16 protein-coding genes are annotated in these 19,914 nt (G+C 72.3%); 12 read left to right on the forward strand and 4 right to left on the reverse strand.

The window, feature by feature from the left end; translation table 11 throughout:
- Nucleotides 1-127 precede the first annotated feature (127 nt).
- Nucleotides 128-2,512: a SulP family inorganic anion transporter gene (locus ACZ4SW_RS30035; RefSeq protein WP_468251828.1), complete on the reverse strand. Its 2,385-nt coding sequence runs from the start codon at nucleotides 2,510-2,512 to the stop codon at nucleotides 128-130.
- Between the two features lie 346 nt (nucleotides 2,513-2,858).
- Between ACZ4SW_RS30035 and ACZ4SW_RS30040 the strand changes: the two genes are divergently transcribed.
- Nucleotides 2,859-4,172, forward strand: a complete 1,314-nt coding sequence (locus ACZ4SW_RS30040; RefSeq protein ID WP_468251829.1) for a polysaccharide deacetylase family protein — start codon at nucleotides 2,859-2,861, stop codon at nucleotides 4,170-4,172.
- A gap of 16 nt (nucleotides 4,173-4,188) precedes the next feature.
- Here ACZ4SW_RS30040 and ACZ4SW_RS30045 read toward each other — a convergent pair whose 3' ends face one another.
- Entirely contained in the window at nucleotides 4,189-5,169 is a 981-nt protein-coding gene (locus ACZ4SW_RS30045; protein ID WP_468251831.1) for an ATP-binding protein, read from the reverse strand.
- Between the two features lie 100 nt (nucleotides 5,170-5,269).
- Here ACZ4SW_RS30045 and ACZ4SW_RS30050 point away from each other — a divergent pair, with 100 nt between their 5' ends.
- Nucleotides 5,270-6,094 (forward strand): Fic family protein, encoded by an 825-nt coding sequence (locus ACZ4SW_RS30050; RefSeq protein ID WP_468251832.1) that lies wholly within the window; start codon nucleotides 5,270-5,272, stop codon nucleotides 6,092-6,094.
- 439 nt (nucleotides 6,095-6,533) lie between these two features.
- On the opposite strand, the gene ACZ4SW_RS30055 is transcribed toward ACZ4SW_RS30050, so the two are convergent.
- Nucleotides 6,534-7,358 (reverse strand): HAD family hydrolase, encoded by an 825-nt coding sequence (locus tag ACZ4SW_RS30055; RefSeq protein WP_468251833.1) that lies wholly within the window; start codon nucleotides 7,356-7,358, stop codon nucleotides 6,534-6,536.
- Between the two features lie 615 nt (nucleotides 7,359-7,973).
- On the opposite strand from ACZ4SW_RS30055, the gene ssd reads away from it, so the two are divergent.
- The 7 genes from ssd to ACZ4SW_RS30090 all read left to right on the forward strand — a co-directional run bounded on the left by ssd (nucleotide 7,974) and on the right by ACZ4SW_RS30090 (nucleotide 13,589).
- Complete coding sequence (ssd, locus tag ACZ4SW_RS30060; protein WP_468251835.1) at nucleotides 7,974-9,077, forward strand: septum site-determining protein Ssd; 1,104 nt, start codon at nucleotides 7,974-7,976, stop codon at nucleotides 9,075-9,077.
- Nucleotides 9,074-10,327: a TadA family conjugal transfer-associated ATPase gene (locus ACZ4SW_RS30065; RefSeq protein ID WP_468251836.1), complete on the forward strand. Its 1,254-nt coding sequence runs from the start codon at nucleotides 9,074-9,076 to the stop codon at nucleotides 10,325-10,327. The genes ssd and ACZ4SW_RS30065 overlap by 4 nt, the downstream gene beginning before the upstream one ends.
- A gap of 137 nt (nucleotides 10,328-10,464) precedes the next feature.
- Nucleotides 10,465-11,307, forward strand: coding sequence for a type II secretion system F family protein (locus tag ACZ4SW_RS30070; protein WP_468251837.1), 843 nt, complete (start codon nucleotides 10,465-10,467; stop codon nucleotides 11,305-11,307).
- The gene (locus tag ACZ4SW_RS30075) at nucleotides 11,304-12,125 is read left to right on the forward strand and encodes a type II secretion system F family protein (RefSeq protein ID WP_468251839.1); all 822 of its coding nucleotides are present in this window, start codon (nucleotides 11,304-11,306) and stop codon (nucleotides 12,123-12,125) included. Before ACZ4SW_RS30070 ends, ACZ4SW_RS30075 begins: the two co-directional genes overlap by 4 nt.
- A gap of 279 nt (nucleotides 12,126-12,404) precedes the next feature.
- Nucleotides 12,405-12,623, forward strand: coding sequence for a DUF4244 domain-containing protein (locus ACZ4SW_RS30080; RefSeq protein WP_468251840.1), 219 nt, complete (start codon nucleotides 12,405-12,407; stop codon nucleotides 12,621-12,623).
- Between the two features lie 4 nt (nucleotides 12,624-12,627).
- On the forward strand, nucleotides 12,628-13,002 hold the full coding sequence (locus ACZ4SW_RS30085) for a TadE family type IV pilus minor pilin (protein WP_468251842.1): 375 nt from the start codon (nucleotides 12,628-12,630) through the stop codon (nucleotides 13,000-13,002).
- Nucleotides 13,003-13,121: 119 nt separating this feature from the next.
- Entirely contained in the window at nucleotides 13,122-13,589 is a 468-nt protein-coding gene (locus ACZ4SW_RS30090; protein ID WP_468251853.1) for an Rv3654c family TadE-like protein, read from the forward strand.
- Here ACZ4SW_RS30090 and ACZ4SW_RS30095 read toward each other — a convergent pair.
- Nucleotides 13,498-16,008 carry a DEAD/DEAH box helicase gene (locus tag ACZ4SW_RS30095; RefSeq protein WP_468251843.1) on the reverse strand — a complete coding sequence of 837 codons (2,511 nt, stop codon included), beginning with the start codon at nucleotides 16,006-16,008 and terminating at the stop codon, nucleotides 13,498-13,500. The genes ACZ4SW_RS30090 and ACZ4SW_RS30095 overlap by 92 nt on opposite strands.
- Nucleotides 16,009-16,088: 80 nt before the next feature.
- Here ACZ4SW_RS30095 and bldG point away from each other — a divergent pair, with 80 nt between their 5' ends.
- From bldG to ACZ4SW_RS30110, 3 genes are all read left to right on the forward strand, one after another.
- Entirely contained in the window at nucleotides 16,089-16,430 is a 342-nt protein-coding gene (gene bldG, locus ACZ4SW_RS30100) for an anti-sigma factor antagonist BldG (protein ID WP_010986038.1), read from the forward strand.
- Nucleotides 16,431-16,538: 108 nt separating this feature from the next.
- The gene (locus tag ACZ4SW_RS30105) at nucleotides 16,539-16,982 is read left to right on the forward strand and encodes an ATP-binding protein (RefSeq protein WP_468251844.1); all 444 of its coding nucleotides are present in this window, start codon (nucleotides 16,539-16,541) and stop codon (nucleotides 16,980-16,982) included.
- Between the two features lie 319 nt (nucleotides 16,983-17,301).
- On the forward strand, nucleotides 17,302-19,704 hold the full coding sequence (locus ACZ4SW_RS30110) for a sodium-translocating pyrophosphatase (protein ID WP_468251846.1): 2,403 nt from the start codon (nucleotides 17,302-17,304) through the stop codon (nucleotides 19,702-19,704).
- Nucleotides 19,705-19,914 lie beyond the last annotated feature (210 nt).

The following is a 19,914-nucleotide window of genomic DNA, read 5'->3' on the forward strand; positions in this document are numbered from 1 at the left end:
CGGGGTCTGCTTTGTTCTCGTTTTTTTTTCCTTGTGGTTTCCTTCCTCGTCACGCCCTTCCCTTCCTATTCCCCCCCCCCCCCCCCCCCGTCCCCCCCCCCCCCCCCCCCCCCCCCCCACCGCCCTGTCACGCCGGGTGGCGCAGGTCCTCGGCCGCCGTCACGCGGCTGAAGAGATCCGCCCCGTCCTCGGCCGGGGCGAGCAGATAGGCCTGGGCCTCGCCGACGTGGAAATACATCCCGTGCAGTTCCAGTGCGCCCTCGCCGAGTGCCCGGGCCACGCACTCGTGCGCCCGCAGATGCTCCAACTGCTGCACCACATTCGTCAGGCACAGCCGTTCGACCGCGTCGGCCGGCTCCCGCCCGGCGATCCGGGCCCACGGCCGCTCGTCGTCGGCCATCCGCTCCAGGCTGGGCAGCCCGTGCCGCAGCCACCGCCTCAGGGGCGTAGGGGCGCCGTCCGCGTCCGAGGCGAGCAGGGCCTGCATGGCGCCGCACCCCGAGTGCCCGCACACCGTGATGGAGCGCACCCCGAGCACGTCCACCGCGTACTCGATGGCGGCCGCCACCGAGTCGTCCCCGCTCTCCGCGCCGGGCAGCGGCACGAGGTTGCCGACATTGCGGACGACGAAGAGGTCGCCGGGACCGCTTGACGTGATCATCGAGGTGACGAGCCGGGAGTCGGCGCACGTCAGGAACAGGTGCGACGGTCGCTGCCCCTCGCGCGCCAGGCGGGCCAGCTCGCCGCGCACCAGCGGGGCGGTGTTCCGCTGGAAGGCGCTGATGCCGTGCGCCAGTTGGCGCCCGCTCGGTCCGGGAGTCCCGCCCGGCCCGCCGGGGCCGTGGCCTGTGAGCGCGGTTGGCGGGCGCTCGCACTGGTGGTTGCGCCACGGTGTCCAGGGCCGGCACCGGCATGCCGAGGGCCCGGTGGACTCCGCGCCGGATCCGGCCCGGGGCGAGCTCAGGGAGGGCACCGCGACCGGGGAGCCGTCCCGGCCGGTGAGGGATACCGTGCCGCCGCGCGCGCGGTGGGTGCGCTGCCAGTCCTGCAGGGATTCGTGCGCGGCGTGGTCCATGAACGACCCGTCCAGCTCCACGACGGCCTCCGCCCCGGCGGGCACCAGGTGCAGCGCCCGGCTGAGCCGCGGCACCGCGAGGAACGTCAACTGGCCTCGTACCCGTACGTGATGGACTCCCTTCCGCTGCTCGTGGGTGATGCGGGTGCGGGTGAGGCGGTGCAGGGCGACGGCGACGGCCGCCGCCACGCCCAGCATCACGCCCTGGAGGACGCCCAGCAGGACGACGCCGAGCGTGGTGACGGCGTACACCGGCACCTCTCGGTGGCGGGTGACCGTGCGGATGTGGTGCAGGGACACCATCTGGATGCCGACGGCCATCACCAGTGCGGCGAGCGAGGCGAGGGGGATCAACTCGAGCACCGGGACCAGCAGCAGCGCGGCCACCACCACCCACACGCCGTGCAGCATCGTGGAGTTCCGGCTGACGGCTCCGGAGTTGACGTTCGCCGTGCTCCTCACGGCGACGCCCGCGATCGGCAGCCCGCCGAGCGCTCCGGAGACGATGTTCGCGGCACCCTGCCCGAGCAGTTCGCGGTCCAGGTCGGAGCGGCCGAGGTGCGGATGGCGCCGGGCCGCCAGCTTGTCCACCGCCACGGCACCGAGCAGTGACTGCACACTGCACACCAGCGTGATGGTGAGGACGGCGGCGGCGATGCCGAGCGCCGGGCCCTCGGGCAGGCCGGCCAGGGCGTGGCTGCTCCAGGACGGCAGGTCGACCCTGGGCAGGGTGAGCCCGGCGAGCGAGGCCGTCGCGGTGGCGCCCGCGACGGCGACGAGCGGGGCCGGGACCCGGCGCAGCAGCAGTCCGATACGTCCGGGAAGCCGTGGCCAGAGCAGGAGCAGGGCCAGGGTGAGCACGCTCGCCGACACGGCCGCCGGGTGCAGGTGCGCCAACTGGGCGGGCAGGGCGCGGAGGTTGTCGAGGACGGCGCTCTGCGGGGTGCCGCCGAGCACGATGTGCAACTGGGCGACGGCGATGGTGGCCCCGATGCCGGCGAGCATGCCGTGCACGATCGCCGGGCTGACGGCGAGCGCGGTGCGCGCCACGCGCAGGCAGCCGAGGCCCAGTTGGGCGAGGCCGGCGAGGACGGTGACGGCGCACGTCGTACGCCATCCGTAGCGGTGGATGAGGTCGGCGGTGACCACGGTGAGGCCGGCGGCGGGGCCGCTGACCTGGAGGGGGCAGCCCCCGAACCGGCCGGCGACGATTCCGCCGACGGCCGCGGCGACGAGGCCGGCCTGGAGCGGGGCGCCGGTGGCGAGGGCGATGCCCAGGGACAGGGGGAGGGCGATCAGGAAGACGGCGAGGGAGGCGGACAGATCGGCGCCCGCGACGCGGAAGCGGCGGGGCGGGGCCGGTGGGGGGCTGTGGGACTGGTGTACGCGCTTCGTCCGAGTCGAGTCGGCGGCGCGGGCGGGGACGCAGGCGGGCATGTTCCCGTCTCCTCCGGTGCGGCGCGGTCGCGGAACTGGTGGCCCCGGCGGGGGCCGGGGGTGGGGCGCGGCCGTGGGTCACGGCGTAAGCGGCGGGATGTGTCACTGCTCGGTAAATGGATCGTAATGGCGAGTAAAGGGAAGGTATCTGAAATGCGGGCAAACAGGGCATCCAATCCCTCGAAAGGGTGGATCGACACTTTCATCGGCTTGTCGTACAAAACCCTTCCGGTGTTCCGTGCGACCTTGGCCGGGCCGGGCGGTGCCATGGAGTTCCGCCGGTGTCTGCCGCGTGGCCCCACACCTGAGCAGCGTGGCCCGACCGAAGGAAGAAGGTGGGTGGAAGATGACCGCCACCCCGAGAACCTCCGCCCCGAGAACCTCCCTCCTCAGACCCGGGACCGCCTCCCGGAGGTCCGCCGCGAGCCTCGCCCTGGCCGCCGCCTGCGCCACCGCGCTGGCCGGCTGTTCCGTCGGGCCGACCCGTTCCGAGCCGGGCCCGCGCAAAGGGCCCGGTGCCGGGGCTCCGGGAAGCGCGGTCCGCCTGATCGGCGACGGCTCCACCGCCTACACCGGCGCCCAGCCGCATCTGCCGCGACCCGAGCGGCTCAAGCCCGGCCGCAGGCCACCGCAGTTCGTGGTCTTCTCGTGGGACGGGGCGGGGGAGGACAGTCAGAAGCTGTTCTCGCACTTCCGCAAGGTCGCCAGGGCCAACAACGCGACGATGACGTTCTTCCTGAGCGGTGTGTACATGCTGCCGGAGGAGAAACGCGAGTTGTACCGGCCGCCGCAGCACTCGTCGGGTCGCTCGGACATCGGTTTCAACGACGAGAAGGGCATCAAGGACACCGTCGAACAGTTGCGGCTGGCCTGGCTCGAGGGCAACGAGATCGGCACGCACTTCAACGGTCACTTCTGCGGCCCCGAGGGCGGGGTCGGCCAGTGGTCGGTGGAGGAGTGGAAGGACGAGATCGCCCAGGCGAAGGCGTTCGTGAAGTCCTGGAAGACCAACTCCGGTCTGAAGCAGGAGCCCTCCCTGCCCTTCGACTACGACAAGGAGCTCATCGGCGGCCGCACGCCCTGTCTGGAGGGGCAGCAGAACTTCATGAAGGCGGCCCGCGAGCTGGGTTTCCGCTACGACACCTCGGGTGTCGCCGAGCAGGTCTGGCCGCAGAAGAAGGAAGGGCTGTGGGACCTGTCGATGCAGCTCGTGCCCTTCCCGGGCCACACCTACGAGCAGTTGACCATGGACTACAACTTCATGGTCAACCAGTCGGGCACCCAGACCCAGGGGGACCCCGACAGGTTCGAGGACTGGGGCGACCAGATGCGGGACGGCCTGTACCAGGGCTTCCGGCGGGCGTATGACGGAAACCGCGCGCCCCTGATCATCGGCAACCACTTCGAGTCCTGGAACGGCGGCACCTACATGCGTGCCGTCCAGGACGTGATCGAGCACGTCTGCAACGAGCCCGAGGTGCGCTGCGTCTCGTTCCGCCAACTCGTCGACTGGCTGGACGCACAGGACCCGCACATCCTGGAGAGACTGCGCACCCTGCAGGTGGGCCAGGCTCCGGTCGAGGGATGGGAGAACTTCCTGGCCTCGTCCCCGGCCCCGGCGCCGAGAGGGGCGCCGGGGGCGCCGCCGGCGAAGCCGTAGACGGGGTGCCCGTCACTCACACCGCGGCCGTCAGGGCCTCGCTGAGCACGAAGCCCGGGTCGATCTGGGCCGCCAGGTCCGCGCCGGTGCGTTCGTTGCCCCAACTGGTGGCGTTCTTCAGGTGGAAGTGCACCATCTGACGCGTGTACCGCTCCCAGTCGCGCAGTTCGTACGTGGCGTCGGCGGCCACCTGCAGCACGCTGAGGGAGCGGCGGGTCGCGTCGTCCAGGAACTCGAACCGGAGCGGGCGGCCCTTCTCCATGGACCGCACCCAGTCCGAGTGCCCCACCGTCTCCAGCAGGTCGTCACCGGCGTGGGCGCGGAGGAAGTCGATGTCGTCGCGGCCCTGCACCTTGTTGCCGACGACCCTCAGGATGACCCCGAAGTCCCGCGCGTACTCCTTGTACTGGCGGTAGACGGAGATCCCCTTCCGGGTCGGCTCGGCGACCAGGAACGTCATGTCGAAGCGGGTGAACATGCCGGAGGCGAAGGAGTCGGAGCCCGCCGTCATGTCGACCACCACGTATTCGTCGCGGCCGTCCACCAGGTGGTTCAGGCACAGTTCCACCGCTCCCGTCTTGGAGTGGTAGCAGGCGACCCCCAGGTCGGCGTCCGTGAAGGGGCCGGTGACCATCAGGCGGACGGTGCCGCCGTCGAGTTCCACCGGACGCGCGCAGGCCTCGTAGACCGGGTTGTCCTCCTGCACCCGCAGCAGCCGCGACCCCTCCCCGGGCGGAGTCGTCTTGATCATCGTCTCGGCGGAGGCGATCCGCGGGTTGGTGCCCCGCAGATAGTCCTTGATCAGTGGCAGTCGCTCGCCCATGGCCGGCAACGCCGTCGCCTCGTCCTCCTCGAGCCCGAGCGCGGCCCCGAGGTGCTGGTTGATGTCCGCGTCGATGGCGATGACGGGCGCACCGGCGGCGGCGAGGTGGCGGATGAACAGGGAGGACAGGGTCGTCTTGCCGCTGCCGCCCTTCCCGACGAAAGCAATTTTCATATTCACCGAGCGTAGCGTGGCGATAGCTTTGCGTGGCAGGTCTGTGGAAAGAAGACCACCCCTTCGAAGGAGGGGCCGCGGGGTGCGTAGGGTCGTACTCATGAGTACGACAGGTGCGTCCGCCGACCCGCTGGCGGCCCTGGGGGCGCTGCCCGGGGTGGCCGAGTCCGTGGAATCCGTGCGCAAGGCCGTGGACCGGGTCTACGGGCACCGGATCATGCGGCGCCGCAGCAATGAGATCACCTCCGAGGCGGCGTTGCGCGCCGCGCGCGGTTCGGCCGCGCTGTCCGGCGCCGACTGGGCCCTGGAGGAGGTGCGGCGGCGCACCGACTTCAGTGGTGACGACGGTGCCCGTACGGTCGGTGCCGCGCTGCGGCTGACCGCCGAGGCGGGGCAGTTGCTGTCCGTCTGGCGGCAGTCGCCGCTGCGGGTGCTGGCGCGGCTGCACCTGGTGGCCGCGGCGGATCCCGACCCGCGCGTGGGGCGCCCGCGGCAGGACGGCGAGGGCGTCGACGAGCCGCTGGTCGAGCTGCCGCTGCCGAACGCGGCCGAGGTCTCCGGCCGTCTCGAAGGGCTCGCCGAGCTGATCGTCGCGGGCAGCTCGGCGCCCGCCCTGGTGACCGCCGCCGTCGTGCACGGCGAACTGCTCGCCCTGCGCCCCTTCGCCTCCCACAACGGCCTCGTCGCACGCACGGCGCAGCGCATCGTGCTGGTGGGGAGCGGGCTCGACCCGAAGGCGGTCTGCCCGGCGGAGGTGGGCCACGCGGAACTGGGCCGGGCAGCCTATGTCGCCGCGCTGGACGGCTACGTCTCGGGTACTCCCGAGGGCATGGCGGCCTGGATCGCCCACTGCGGGAGGGCGGTCGAACTGGGCGTCCGCGAGTCGACGGCGGTCTGCGAGGCGCTGCAGCGCGGGGCCGCGTAGCACCGGAGGCGCGCAGCAGCGGGGGTGCGGGGTGCGGCGGCGCTGTGGAGCGCGCCCGCGGAGTACGGGAAAAGGCCCCTTCGGGGGCCTTCGCATGGTTGCGGCGGTACGAAATCTCGTACCGCCGCTGGCACGTTCACCGAGTTACCAAGCGTCCTCGATGGTCGCCCATCAGGTCGGGAACTTTGCCCGTGACCTGGTGCGGCTGGCCCGTAATCGACGGGTCGACGTCGCGTGGGTGCCCGGTGTTCATGCTCGGTCCGTGGGGCCAATTGCGTTTAAAAGGTGATCCTTTCGGATGTCCTTTGGTCTCGCGGGCCGTTAATGCCTTTGTACTCCAGGGCGGCGACAAGCGGAAGCCCTCTATGCAGTTCTTTACTTTTCGGTTCAAAGGTATGCGAAGGGGGCGGAAGGGTGCTCCTCTCCCCGTGCGCCGGGGTCACACGACGGGTGGACGGCGCCGGCTCGCGTACCAGACGAGCCCTGCCGTGGCCGCCGCCGCGCCTATCGCGGCCACCGCGAGGAGCGCCGGCCGCGGCGGCACCGACAGCCGCTGCTTCAGTCGGACCGGGCGGTGGAAGTCGAGAATCGGCCATTCCCGCGCGAGCGCCTCGCGACGCAGCGCCCGGTCGGGGTTCACGGCGTGCGGATGGCCGACGGCCTCCAGCATGGGCAGGTCGGTGAACGAGTCGCTGTACGCGTAGCAGCGCGCCAGGTCGTACCCCTCCGACTCGGCGAGTTCCCTGACCGCCTCCGCCTTCGTCGGCCCGTAGGCGTAGTACTCCACCTCGCCCGTGAAGCAGCCGTCGTCGCCCACGACCATGCGGGTCGCCACGACCCGGTCCGCGCCGAGCAGTTCGCCGATCGGCTCGACGACCTCGGCGCCCGACGTGGACACGATCACCACGTCGCGCCCGGCGCTGTGGTGCTCCTCGATGAGGGACGCGGCCTCGTCGTAGATGATCGGGTCGATCAGGTCGTGGAGCGTCTCGGCGACGATCTCCTTCACCTGCTGGACGTTCCAGCCGCGGCACAGCGCGGACAGGTACTCCCGCATCCGTTCCATCTGGTCGTGGTCGGCGCCGCCGGCGAGGAACACGAACTGGGCATATGCGGTGCGCAACGCCGCCCTGCGGTTGATCAGTCCGCCTTGGTAGAAGGACTTGCCGAACGTGAGAGTGCTCGACTTCGCAATGACCGTCTTGTCCAGGTCAAAGAAGGCCGCTGTGCGGGGCAAGGAGTGGTTTTCCACGGGCCAGAGCATAGGGGCCCACCATTCGGCGTAAGGTGGGGCGTGTGGGTTTGCCTGAGAGGGCTCTCGGGTACACCATGGAAGTCACGGATCGTTCGCGACCGTGCTAACCCGGTCCGACTCCTCCCCCCCCGAGTCGGCCGTGGGGACGACCCCCGCTCTCCCCCCCGGCGGGGGTCGTCGCATGTCCGGGTGGGTTTTTCGTTTTTTCGGTACGGCTTCAAGGCCGTTCGGCGGCCGTGTGGCCGCCGCTTCGCCTGTCCATGATCCGCTACGGTGAGTAGTCGTCGCACTGCTCTGCGGAGGCCGCCCATCCGTCGCCGGTATGGGTGAAGGCGATATTCACAACCGCTGAGTTGTCCACAGTTATCGATCAAGATCCACACGATTTCCGGGATCGCTGCACCTTGATTCCAACGCGTCCGGCCGGCGGCGAGTTCACGCCGGTTCACGGCCACGAGTTCATGGCCCGTACATGCCCGGTTCCGTTTGCCGGGCGCCTATGGCCGGTCCGTATGGGCCGTTCATATGGAGACCGGTTGCCGGTTCTCCGGGCGGGCGGGAAGAGCGGGACCAGCCGGGACCCGCGGACGCGACCGAGGGAAGCAGCGAAGGGGGCTGGAAACCGTGGCAGGAGCCATGACACACGACGGGGACGGAGCGGCCGCCGCCGAGGGGCGGCGGAGCGGACCGCTGATCGTCACCGAGGACGCCGAACTCCTCGACGACCTGCTGCGCCTGTGCGCGGCCGCCGGCGCCAGAGCGGAAGTTCACCCGGGGGTGCCCGAGCAGCGGGGCGGCTGGGAAGCGGCGCCCCTGGTCCTGGTCGGTGACGATGCGGCGCGCCGCGTGCGGGGGGCCGCGCGCAGACGGGGAGTCGTGCTGGTCGGACGGGACCAGGACGATCCGGGAGTCTGGCGGCGCGCCATGGAAATCGGCGCGGACCACGTCCTGCTGCTCCCGGACGGCGAGCAGTGGCTGGTCGACCGCATCGCCGACGTGGCCGAGGGGGTCGGCCGGCCCGCGCTCACCGTCGGGGTGATCGGCGGACGGGGCGGGGCCGGTGCGTCCACGCTCGCCTGCGCCCTCGCCGTCACCTCCGCGCGTGAGGGCAGGCGCACCCTGCTCGTGGACGCGGATCCGCTGGGCGGCGGACTCGACGTACTCCTCGGCGGAGAGACCACGGAAGGGCTGCGCTGGCCGGCGTTCGCCGCCTCCCGGGGGCGGGTGGGCAGCGGCGCCCTGGAGGAGTCCCTGCCGCGGGTGCACGCGCTGCGGGTGCTGAGCTGGGACCGCGGCGACACCGTGGCCGTTCCGCCCCAGGCGGTCCGCGCGGTCCTCGCCGCGGCCCGGCGGCGCGGCGGCACGGTCGTCGTCGATCTCCCGCGCCGTGTCGACGAGGGGGTCGCCGAGGCCCTCGCGCAGATGGACGTCGGCATCCTGGTCGTCCCGGGGGAACTGCGGGGGATCGCGGCCGCGCGGCGGGTGGCGTCCGCGGTCGGCATGGTCCTCGGCGACCTGCGGATCGCGGTCCGGGGGCCGTACACGCCCGGGCTGGACGACCGCGAGGTGGCACGCCTGCTGGGACTGCCACTGGTCGGCGAGGTGCCCTACGAGACACCGCCGGCGGACGGCTCGGTACCGCCCGGGGGAGCGGCGCGGGGGCCGCTCGCCCGGTTCTGCTCGGCCCTCTGGGAGCGGGCGCTGGCCGAGGCGGGTGACCCCGTATGAGCACGGGCTGGGGCGTGACGGCAGGCGCGGCGGGGCCCGGTTCCGGAGCGGACGCGGGTCCCGGCGGAGCGGCAGGCGCAGGCGAGGGGGCGCGGCTGCTGGACGGGGTGCGGCAATGGCTGGCCGAGAGCGGGGCAGAGCCGACCCCCGCGCACGTGGCACAGGCGCTGCGCGAGCAGGGACGGGTGCTCGGGGACGCGGAAGTGCTGGGCGCGGCCCGGCAACTGCGCTCCGAACTGGTCGGCAGCGGCCCTCTGGAACCGTTGCTCGCCGACCCGTCCGTGACGGACGTCCTGGTGTCCGCGCCGGACCGCGTGTGGGTGGACCGTGGCGCGGGACTGGAGCTGACGGAGGTGTCCTTCCCGGACGCGGCGGCCGTACGGCGCCTGGCGCAGCGGCTGGCGGCCGTGGCCGGGCGGCGGCTCGACGACGCACGGCCGTGGGTGGACGCCCGCCTGCCCGACGGCACCCGGCTGCACGCGGTGCTCCCGCCCGTCGCCGTCGGCTCCACCTGCCTGTCCCTGCGGGTCGTACGGCCGCGCGCGTTCACCCTCGACGAACTCGTGGCGGCCGGCACGGTGCCGCCGGGCGGGGACCGGGTGCTGCGGGCGCTGATCGCCTCCCGGCTCTCCTACGTGATCAGCGGCGGGACGGGCTCGGGCAAGACGACGCTCCTGAGCGCGCTGCTCGGCGTGGTGGGGCCGACGAAGCGGATCGTGCTGGCAGAGGACTCGGCGGAGCTGCGGCCCGACCACCCGCATGTGGTGCGCCTGGAGGGGCGGCCCGCGAACCAGGAGGGGGTGGGGCTGGTCGAACTGCAGGACCTGGTGCGGCAGGCCCTGCGGATGAGACCCGACCGGCTCGTCGTCGGCGAGGTGCGCGGCCCGGAGGTGGTGTCCCTGCTGGCCGCGCTGAACACGGGCCACGAAGGCGGCTGCGGCACGCTCCACGCGAACGCCGCGGCCCAGGTGCCCGCCCGGCTGGAGGCCCTCGGCACGGCGGCGGGCCTGGACCGGGCCGCGCTGCACAGCCAGTTGGCGGCCGCCCTGTCGGTGGTCCTCCACCTCGTGCGCGACCGGACCGGGCGGCGCCGGATCGCGGAGGTGCATGTGCTCGAGCGGGACGCGTCGGGGCTCGTGGTGACGGTGCCCGCCCTGCGGTGGGGACCCGAGGCCTTCGCACGCGAGCGGGGGTGGGAGCGGCTGCGGGAGCTGCTCCGGGACGGAGGCGGGGGGAGTGGGGTGTTGTGACCGGGATCGGTGGGACGGCGGTCGATGGGACATGGGCCGTCGGATGGCGGTCGGGGGAACGGGGGGGCGGTCGGATGGCGGTCGGAGGAACGGGGGGCGGCCGGATGGCGGTCGGGGGAGTGACGGGGATCGGTCACATGGCGGTTGGCCTGGGCCTGGCGTGTGCGGGGGCGGCGGCCTGGATGACGAGCCGCCCGGACACGGGGGCGCGCCGCGCCCGGTTGCTGTTCGCGGGTGGTGGCGCGGCGACGCGGGGTGGTTCGCCGCCCTGGGAGCGGGTCGCGCTCCGGGTGCGGCGGTTGCCGGTGGAGTGGTGGTCGGTGGCCGTGGGCGCGGTGATCGCGGTGCTCGGGACGTCTCTGCTGCCCCTGATGGCCGGAGCCGTCGGTGTGCCGGTGTTGCGGCGGGTGCGGCGGACGCGGGAGGCGGGGCAGGCAGGGGAAGCGCGTGGTGAGGCGGTGATCGCGCTGTGCGCGGCGCTCGCCGGGGAGGTCCGCGCCGGGCGCCAGCCGGGCGAGGCGCTGCTGCGGGCGGTACGGGACTGCGGCGGACTCGGCGAGGCCCAGGCCGCGGTGCTGGCGGCGGCGCGGTTCGGCGGGGACGTCCCGGGCGCGCTCGCGGACGCGGCACGGCAGCCGGGGGCCGACGGGTTGTCCGGGCTGGCCGCATGCTGGCGGGTGGCCGTGGACCGGGGCGCCGGACTGGCGGCCGGGCTCGACCGCCTGGAGGGGGCGCTGCGTGCCGAGCGCAACCAACGCGCGGACCTGCGGGCGCAGTTGGCGGGTGCCCGGTCGACGGCGGTCCTGCTGGCGGGGCTGCCGGTCCTCGGGCTGCTGCTGGGCACCGCGCTCGGCGCCCGCCCGCTGCACGTGTTGCTGCACACCGGGGCGGGGCTGGCGTGTCTGGTGACCGGTGGCGTGCTGGAGGGGGCGGGGCTGTGGTGGGCGCTGCGGATCGTACGAGGGGCGGAAGCGGCATGAGCGCGGGCGTTGTCCACAGGCTGGGGATGCTCTGCGCGGTGCTGGCGCTGTGGTGGCCGGCGCGGACGCTCGTCGTCGCACGGCGGGAGCGCAGGGTGCGGCGGCGGGTGGATGCGGTTCTGGCGGGCGCGGGTGCGGGGGCGGCTCAGGAGCGGTCGCGTGAGCGGGGGCCGGGCGGAGTGCTGCGGCGGGCCGGAGCGCGGAACGCCGTGCGGCGGTGGCTGCCGGTCGCCGGGGCGCTGTGCGCCGGCTGGGTGGTGATCGGAGGGCTCGTCGGGCTGGGGGCCGGGCTGGTCACCGGGATCGGCGTGACGCGGTGGCGGGCCCGGCAGGAACGCGACCGACGCACCGAGGAGTACGACCCGGCCGTGGCCGCCCGTCAGCTTCCGCTGACCGCCGACCTGCTCGCGGCGTGCATCGCTGCGGGCGCGAGCCCGGTGTCGGCCGCCGAGGCGGTGGGCGAGGCGCTGGGGGGACCGGTCGGGGAGCGGCTGGCGCGGGGCGCGGCCGAGGTGCGGCTCGGGGGCGAACCGGCCGATGCGTGGCGGCGGCTCGCCACGCTCCCCGGCGCCGGAGCACTGGCGCGGCTCCTTGAACGGGCGGGCGACTCCGGGGCGCCGGCGGCCGCACCGGTCGGGCGCCTCGCGGCGGAGGCCCGCGCCGAGTGGGCCCGAGGGGCGACGGCACGGGCCCGCCGCGCGGGCGTCCTGGTCACCGCCCCGGTGGGGCTGTGCTTTCTGCCGGCGTTCATCGCGGTCGGGGTCCTGCCCGTGGTGATCGGGCTGGCGGGAGGGCTGTTGGGAGGAGGTGGGAGATGACGGTGCACGACAGGCGGTGAAGCGGCTGACCCGACGACCGAGAAGAACCGAACGGATCGGACGCCGTCCAGGGCCGGACGACGACGACCGACGCGAGGGACGTCGGCCGACGCGAGGGACGACGGCCGACGACGACAACGACGACTGACACGAGGGACGACGGCCGACGACGACAACGACGGCCGACGACGATCGACAACCCACGACAACCACAACGAACGACAACCACAACGAACGACAACCACAACGAACGACAACGACAACCTCACGGGGGTAGACATGAGCAAGGCGGTACGAGTACGAGCCCGGGTGCGCGCGCTGGTTGGCCGACTGCGGGCGGCGGTGCGCCGGGACGCGGGCATGGTCACATCCGAGTACGCGGTGGGGATCATCGCCGCGGTGGCCTTCGCGGCGCTCCTGTACAAGGTGCTGACGAGCGGGCAGGTCAGCGCGGAGCTGCAGGCGATCGTGAAACGGGCGCTCAGTGTCCGGATGTGACGGGGTGAGGGTGCGCCGGGGACCGGGCCGTGCCCGGGACCGTGGCTTCGTGACGGCGGAGACCGCGGTCGTGCTGCCCTCCCTGGTGCTCTTCGCGATGGCTCTCGTCTGGGCCCTGTTGGCCGCGTCCGCGCAGATCCGGTGCGTGGACGCGGCCCGCGCGGGGGCCCGGGCGGCGGCTCGGCAGGAGCCGCCGGGCGTGGTGCGGGACGTGGCGCGGCAGGCGGCTCCGGACGGCGCGAGGGTCACGGTGAGCCGACAGGGCGACCTGGTACGGGTGCTGGTCGTGGCGCATCCCCCGGGCCCGGATGTGCTGCCCCTGGAACTGCGCCACGAAGCGGTGGCGTTGGCGGAGGAGACGGTGGGGGTGACGCGGTGAAGAGGCGTGAAACGGCCGCCCTCGGGGCTGTCCTCGGAACCGCCCTCGAAACTGCCTTCGGAACCGCCCTCAAAACCGCCCTCGGACCCGTCCTGCGGACAGTCCTCGGCACCGTGCGCATGGCCTCGGCCGCGGCAACCCCGCACCGGGTGAACCGCGGCCGCTTCACGGCCTGCAAGGCCCGTGTGGCCACGGCCCGTTCGGACCGAGGCTCCGCGACCGTCTGGGTCGTGTGCCTGCTCGGCGCGCTGTGTGCCGTGTTCGGCGTGGTGCTGGCCCAGGGCGAGGTCGTGCTGGCCAGGCACCGTGCGGCCGGTGCGGCGGACCTCGCCGCACTCGCGGCCGCGGACCACTGGACGGACGGCGGCGCCAAGGCGTGCGCCACGGCGGGCCGGATCGCCCGGGCCCAGGGGAGCAGACTCGTGCGGTGCGCGCTGGTGGGGGCGGTCTCCGACGTCACGGCGGCGTCGGCCGCGGGGCCGTTCACCGCCGAGGTCAGGGCGCGGGCGGGGCCGGCGGAGCCGAGGGCACCGGAGCCGCCGGATCGCTCGCCGCCTCCTCTGGCGCCCCGCGCAGCAGCACCGTGAGGAGGCGCACGGCACCCCTCTTGTGCAGCGGGTCGTTGCCGTTGCCGCACTTGGGGGACTGGATGCAGGACGGGCAGCCCGCCTCGCACTCGCAGGACGCGATGGCCTGGCGGGTGGCGGACAGCCAGGAGCGGGCCGTGTGGAAGGCGCGCTCCGCGAAGCCCGCGCCGCCCGGGTGGCCGTCGTACACGAAGACCGTGGGCAGGAGCGTGTCCGGGTGCAGTGGCACGGAGACGCCCCCGATGTCCCAGCGGTCGCAGGTGGCGAACAGCGGAAGCATGCCGATCGAGGCGTGTTCGGCCGCGTGCAGCGCGCCGCCGAGGATCTCCGGGCTGATGCGGGCCTGGTCGAGCTGGTCCTCGGTGACCGTCCACCACACGGCGCGGGTGCGCAGCGTGCGAGGAGGGAGGTCGAGTTTGGTCTCGCCCAGCACTTCACCGGTGATGACGCGTCGACGCAGAAAGGAGACGACCTGGTTGGTGACCTCGACGGAGCCGTAGCACAACCGGCCCTCGCCCCAGGGCACTTCGACGTCCGTCTCCAGGACGGAGATGGAGGTCGTGTCGCGGGCGACCGTCGAATACGGGGGGTTGGCCTCCTCGACCAGGGCGACGGAGTCCTCCAGGTCGAGCGACCGCACCAGGTACGTACGGCCCTGGTGCAGATGGACGGCGCCCTCGTGGACCGTCGTGTGGGCGGCGCCCGCGTCGACCGTGCCGAGCAGTCGCCCGGTGCCGGCCTCGACGACCTGGACCGGGCGCCCGCCCGCCCCGCGGATGTCCGTGAGGTCGGCGGCCCGCTCCCGGCGCGTCCAGTGCCACGCCTTGGTGCGACGGCGCAGCAGCTTCGCGGCCTCGAGCTGCGGCAGCACGTCCTCGCAGGCGGGACCGAACAGCTCCAGGTCCTCCTCCGTCAGGGGGAGCTCGGCCGCCGCGGCGCACAGGTGCGGGGCGAGGACGTAGGGGTTGTCCGGGTCGAGGACCGTGGACTCCACCGGCTGGTCGAAGAGGGCCTCCGGGTGGTGGACGAGGAACGTGTCCAGCGGGTCGTCACGGGCGACGAGCACCGCGAGGGCGCCCTGCCCGGCCCGGCCGGCCCGGCCCGCCTGCTGCCACAGCGAGGCGCGCGTCCCCGGGTAGCCGGCGATCAGCACGGCGTCGAGCCCGGACACGTCGACGCCGAGCTCCAGGGCGGTCGTCGCGGCGAGGCCGAGGAGTTCACCGGAGTGCAGGGCCCGCTCCAGGGCGCGGCGCTCCTCGGGCAGGTAGCCGCCGCGGTAGGCGGCCACGCGCCGGGCCAGGGAGCGGTCGACCTCGGCCAGGCGTTCCTGGGCGATCACCGAGATCAGTTCGGCGCCGCGGCGGGAGCGGACGAAGGCGACCGAGCGCACACCCTGCACGGTCAGGTCGGTCAGCAGGTCGGCGGTCTCGGCGGTGGCCGTGCGCCTGACGGGTGCGCCCCGTTCGCCGTGCAGTTCGGTGAGCGGGGGCTCCCACAGGGCGAAGACCAGCTCGCCGCGCGGGGAGGCGTCGTCCGCGACCTCGACGACCGGTAGGCCGGTGAGGCGGCGGGCGGCCACCGAAGGCTCGGCGGCGGTCGCGGACGCCAGCAGGAAGACGGGTTCGGATCCGTAGCGGGCGCACAGGCGGCGCAGCCGACGCACGACCTGGGCGACGTGGGAGCCGAAGACGCCGCGGTAGGTGTGGCACTCGTCGATGACGACGTACTTCAGGGCACGCAGGAAGGACGACCAGCGCGGATGTGAGGGCAATATGCCGCGGTGCAGCATGTCGGGGTTGGTGAGGACGTAGTTGGCGTACTGGCGTACCCATTCGCGTTCCTCGGGCGGCGTGTCGCCGTCGTAGACCGCGGGGCGGATCGCCGTGCCGAGAGAGTGTGAAAGTTTCTTCACCGATCGGCACTGGTCCGCCGCGAGGGCCTTGGTGGGGGCGAGGTACAGCGCGGTCGCGCCCCGGCCGTTCGGGGCTTCGGCGCCGTCCAGGAGCCGCGACAGCACCGGGACCAGGTAGGCGAGCGACTTGCCCGACGCGGTGCCCGTGGCGACGACCACGGAGTCGCCGTCCAGGGCGTGCTCGGCGGCGAGGGCCTGGTGGGCCCAGGGGTGCTCGATGCCCGCCTGCCGCACGGCGGCGACGACCTCGGCACGGATCCGGTCCGGCCAGACGGCATGGCGACCCTCTCGCGGGGGCAAGTGCTCCGTATGAGTGATGCGCGCAGCCCGGCTCGGACCCGAGGCGAGCCGGTTCAGCACGGTGCCCGGCGACAGGCGGGGCACGGGGCCCGTCGGGGGTCGATCGGATCGGTGATTCTTGGCCATCGGCACCGAGTGTGTCACCGGCGTGACGGACAATGGGTCCAAGGCGTCGTGCACGCCTGCCAGTAAGTGATTGAATGCCATCGCGGCTGGCGAACCGTCCCGGGGGCTGAAGCCGAGGTGCCCGAGGGGCGACCGCTCGATAGCAAGGTGCTGGAGGATCCGTGGACCTGTCCCTGTCGACCCGTACCGTCGGCGATCGTACGGTCGTCGAGGTCGGTGGCGAAATCGACGTATATACCGCGCCCAAGCTGCGCGAGCAGCTGGTCGAGCTGGTGAACGACGGGAATTTCCACCTCGTCGTCGACATGGAGGGCGTGGACTTCCTCGACTCCACCGGGCTCGGCGTGCTGGTGGGCGGCTTGAAGCGCGTCCGGGCCCATGAGGGCTCCCTGCGCCTGGTGTGCAACCAGGAGCGCATTCTCAAGATCTTCCGCATCACCGGCCTCACCAAGGTGTTCCCGATTCACACCTCGGTCGAGGAAGCGGTGGCGGCCACCGACTGACCCCGCTTCCGGGCCGACGAGCCCGGGCGGCAGAAGCAAGAGAGCGGGGGGTGCGGGCCAGTACGGCCCGGCCCCCCGACCGCACGCCCGAAGTTCTGAGGGGGATGCATGGCCACCGTTGAACTCCGCTTCAGCGCGCTGCCCGAACACGTCAGGACCGCCCGTCTCGTGGCGGCGGCGGTGGCACGCCGGGCCGGAGTGGAGGAGGCGGCACTCGACGAGGTCAGGCTCGCCGTCGGGGAGGCCTGCACCCGGGCCGTCGGACTGCACCAGGTCAACGGCATCTCCGCGCCGGTGCGGGTGCTGCTGACCGAGGAGGAGAAACAGTTCTCCATCGAGGTCGGCGACGAAGCGCCGCACATCGTGCCCGGGGACGGGACGGCGGGCGCCGGTGCGGTCGAGGCGGAGTCCGAGGCCGAGGAGGACGAGATGGGCCTCGCGGTCATCAGCGGCCTCGTGGACGACGTCGAGGTCACCACCGGGGAGAACGGCGGAATGATCAGGATGAGCTGGCCGACCGCACCGCCCGGAACGGTTCCGTTCCCCGCCTGAGGCGCAATTCCCCCTCAAACCCCAATATTCTCGGAAGGGCCCTGCCTGTGCAGGGCCCTTCTTTTTGTAAAGTCGTATAGTCATTCGTGAACCGCTTCACGTGAATACCTTCACGATCAATCACCCGATAATTTGATCAAGCGGCCATCCAGTCAATGGTTTTGGCGCGTTACCACTTTCGGATTCTGTGGCTCATGTGCGATCTTTTGCTGACGAGCAAGTGATGTCTCATCCGGTTTACCGCGCACTGTTTTGATCAGGTTCCGGTACCTACAATCCGTCCACATCTTGAGCTCAGCCCAAGCGTCAAGGAGGACGAATGGCGGGGCTTTCTACCCCTCAACAGTTTGACCATCCCACTGCCCTCGCGGCCGCGGTCCTGACCCACGACAACCGCCTGATCGTGGTGGTCATCGGGGCCGTCGCGCTGGCGGCCCTCGTAGTGGCCGGGATTCTGGTCCGCGAGGTGCTCGCGGCCGGCGAGGGCACCGACGGCATGAAGAAGATCGCGGCCGCCGTCCAGGAAGGCGCGAACGCCTATCTGGCCCGGCAGTTGCGCACCCTCGGCGTATTCGCCGTCGTCGTGTTCTTCCTGCTCATGCTGCTGCCCGCGGACGACTGGAACCAGCGCATCGGACGGTCGGTGTTCTTCCTGATCGGTGCGGCGTTCTCGGCGGCCACCGGCTATATCGGTATGTGGCTCGCCGTGCGCAGCAATGTGCGTGTCGCCGCGGCGGCGCGCGAGGCGACCCCCGCGGAAGGTGAGCCGGAAAAGGACCTCACCGCCGTCTCGCACCGGGCCATGAAGATCGCTTTTCGCACGGGCGGTGTCGTCGGCATGTTCACGGTGGGGCTCGGTCTGCTGGGCGCCTCCTGTGTCGTGCTGGTCTACGCGGCGAACGCGCCGAAGGTCCTCGAGGGCTTCGGTCTGGGCGCGGCGCTGATCGCCATGTTCATGCGTGTCGGCGGCGGCATCTTCACCAAGGCCGCCGACGTCGGCGCCGACCTGGTCGGCAAGGTCGAGCAGGGCATTCCGGAGGACGACCCGCGCAATGCCGCGACCATCGCCGACAACGTGGGCGACAACGTCGGCGACTGCGCGGGGATGGCGGCCGACCTCTTCGAGTCGTACGCCGTCACGCTCGTCGCCGCGCTGATCCTCGGCAAGGCCGCGTTCGGCGACTCCGGGCTGGCCTTCCCGCTGATCGTGCCCGCGATCGGGGTGGTGACCGCGATGATCGGCATCTTCGCGGTGGCCCCGCGCCGGGCCGACCGCAGCGGCATGTCGGCGATCAACCGGGGATTCTTCATCTCCGCGGTGATCTCGCTGGCGCTGGTCGCGGCGGCCGTCTTCACCTATCTGCCGTCGTCGTACGCCGGTCTCAAGGGCGTCACCGACGTGGCGATCCGCGCCAAGAGCGGTGATCCGCGGATCCTGGCGCTCGTCGCGGTCGCCATCGGCATCCTGCTGGCCGCGCTGATCCAGCAGCTGACCGGCTACTTCACCGAGACCAGCCGCCGTCCCGTCCGGGACATCGGCAAGACCTCGCTGACCGGTCCGGCCACCGTGGTCCTCGCCGGCATCTCCGTCGGTCTGGAATCGGCCGTCTACACGGCGCTGCTGATCGGCCTCGGCGTCTACGGGGCGTTCCTGCTCGGCGGTACGTCGATCATGCTCGCGCTGTTCGCGGTCGCGCTGGCCGGCACGGGCCTGCTCACCACGGTCGGGGTGATCGTCGCCATGGACACCTTCGGTCCGGTCTCCGACAACGCCCAGGGCATCGCCGAGATGTCCGGTGACGTCCAGGGCTCGGGCGCGCAGGTGCTCACCGACCTGGACGCCGTGGGCAACACCACCAAGGCGATCACCAAGGGCATCGCCATCGCCACCGCCGTCCTCGCGGCCTCGGCGCTCTTCGGCTCGTACCGCGACGCGATCACCACGGCCGCCCAGGACGTGGGCGAGAAGGTCGGCGACGGCGGACCGCTGAGCCTGGTCATGGACATCTCGCAGCCCAACAACCTGGTCGGTCTCATCGCCGGCGCGGCGGTCGTCTTCCTCTTCTCGGGGCTGGCGATCAACGCGGTGTCGCGGGCGGCGGGCGCGGTGGTCTTCGAGGTGCGGCGGCAGTTCCGCGACCGGCCCGGGATCATGAACTACACGGAGAAACCCGAGTACGGCAAGGTCGTCGACATCTGCACCAAGGACGCCCTCAGGGAGCTGGCCACCCCCGGTCTGCTCGCCGTCATGGCGCCCATCGCCATCGGGTTCACCCTCGGTGTCGGAGCGCTCGGCGCGTATCTCGCGGGCGCGATCGGCACGGGCACGCTGATGGCGGTCTTCCTCGCCAACTCCGGCGGTGCCTGGGACAACGCCAAGAAGCTCGTGGAGGACGGCCACCACGGCGGCAAGGGCAGCGATGCGCACGCCGCGACGGTGATCGGCGACACGGTCGGCGACCCGTTCAAGGACACCGCCGGCCCGGCGATCAACCCGCTGCTGAAGGTGATGAACCTGGTGTCGCTGCTGATCGCGCCCGCGGTCATCAAGTTCTCCTACGGCAGCGACAGGAACATCGGCGTGCGGATCGCCATCGCGGCGCTCGCGGTCGTCGTGATCGTGCTCGCGGTGTACATCTCCAAGCGGCGCGGGATCGCCGTGGGTGACGAAGACAACGCCGAGAGGGTGTCCAAGCCCGCCGACCCCGCGGTGGTGTCGTAGACCGACTGCACGGCATCCGCTCTCACGCCTGGTCAGAGACGGGCACTCGGGCGGGGGGGGGGGGGGGGGGGGGGGGGGGGGGGGGGGGGGGGGGGTGGTGTGGGGGGGGGGGGGGGGGGGGGGGGTTTTTTGGGGTTGCCGGGGTGGGGGAGGCTTCCCCCTTTTGTCGTTTTTGTTGTGGGTGACAAGTTTGTGCCCCTCCACACCCCC

This window comes from Streptomyces sp. NPDC028331, assembly GCF_055565775.1.

Excerpts from the sequence above, each read along its gene's own strand:
- ACZ4SW_RS30110 (WP_468251846.1), top strand. The coding sequence starts at position 17,302 with ATGGCGGGGCTTTCTACCCCTCAACAGTTTGACCATCCCACTGCCCTC.
- ACZ4SW_RS30050 (WP_468251832.1), top strand. The coding sequence starts at position 5,270 with ATGAGTACGACAGGTGCGTCCGCCGACCCGCTGGCGGCCCTGGGGGCG.
- ACZ4SW_RS30105 (WP_468251844.1), top strand. The coding sequence starts at position 16,539 with ATGGCCACCGTTGAACTCCGCTTCAGCGCGCTGCCCGAACACGTCAGG.
- ACZ4SW_RS30080 (WP_468251840.1), top strand. The coding sequence starts at position 12,405 with ATGAGCAAGGCGGTACGAGTACGAGCCCGGGTGCGCGCGCTGGTTGGC.
- ACZ4SW_RS30040 (WP_468251829.1), top strand. The coding sequence starts at position 2,859 with ATGACCGCCACCCCGAGAACCTCCGCCCCGAGAACCTCCCTCCTCAGA.
- ACZ4SW_RS30055 (WP_468251833.1), bottom strand. The coding sequence starts at position 7,358 with ATGCTCTGGCCCGTGGAAAACCACTCCTTGCCCCGCACAGCGGCCTTC.
- ACZ4SW_RS30035 (WP_468251828.1), bottom strand. The coding sequence starts at position 2,512 with ATGCCCGCCTGCGTCCCCGCCCGCGCCGCCGACTCGACTCGGACGAAG.
- ACZ4SW_RS30075 (WP_468251839.1), top strand. The coding sequence starts at position 11,304 with ATGAGCGCGGGCGTTGTCCACAGGCTGGGGATGCTCTGCGCGGTGCTG.
- ACZ4SW_RS30095 (WP_468251843.1), bottom strand. The coding sequence starts at position 16,008 with ATGGCATTCAATCACTTACTGGCAGGCGTGCACGACGCCTTGGACCCA.
- ACZ4SW_RS30090 (WP_468251853.1), top strand. The coding sequence starts at position 13,122 with ATGGCCTCGGCCGCGGCAACCCCGCACCGGGTGAACCGCGGCCGCTTC.
- ACZ4SW_RS30045 (WP_468251831.1), bottom strand. The coding sequence starts at position 5,169 with ATGAAAATTGCTTTCGTCGGGAAGGGCGGCAGCGGCAAGACGACCCTG.
- ACZ4SW_RS30070 (WP_468251837.1), top strand. The coding sequence starts at position 10,465 with ATGGCGGTTGGCCTGGGCCTGGCGTGTGCGGGGGCGGCGGCCTGGATG.
- ACZ4SW_RS30065 (WP_468251836.1), top strand. The coding sequence starts at position 9,074 with ATGAGCACGGGCTGGGGCGTGACGGCAGGCGCGGCGGGGCCCGGTTCC.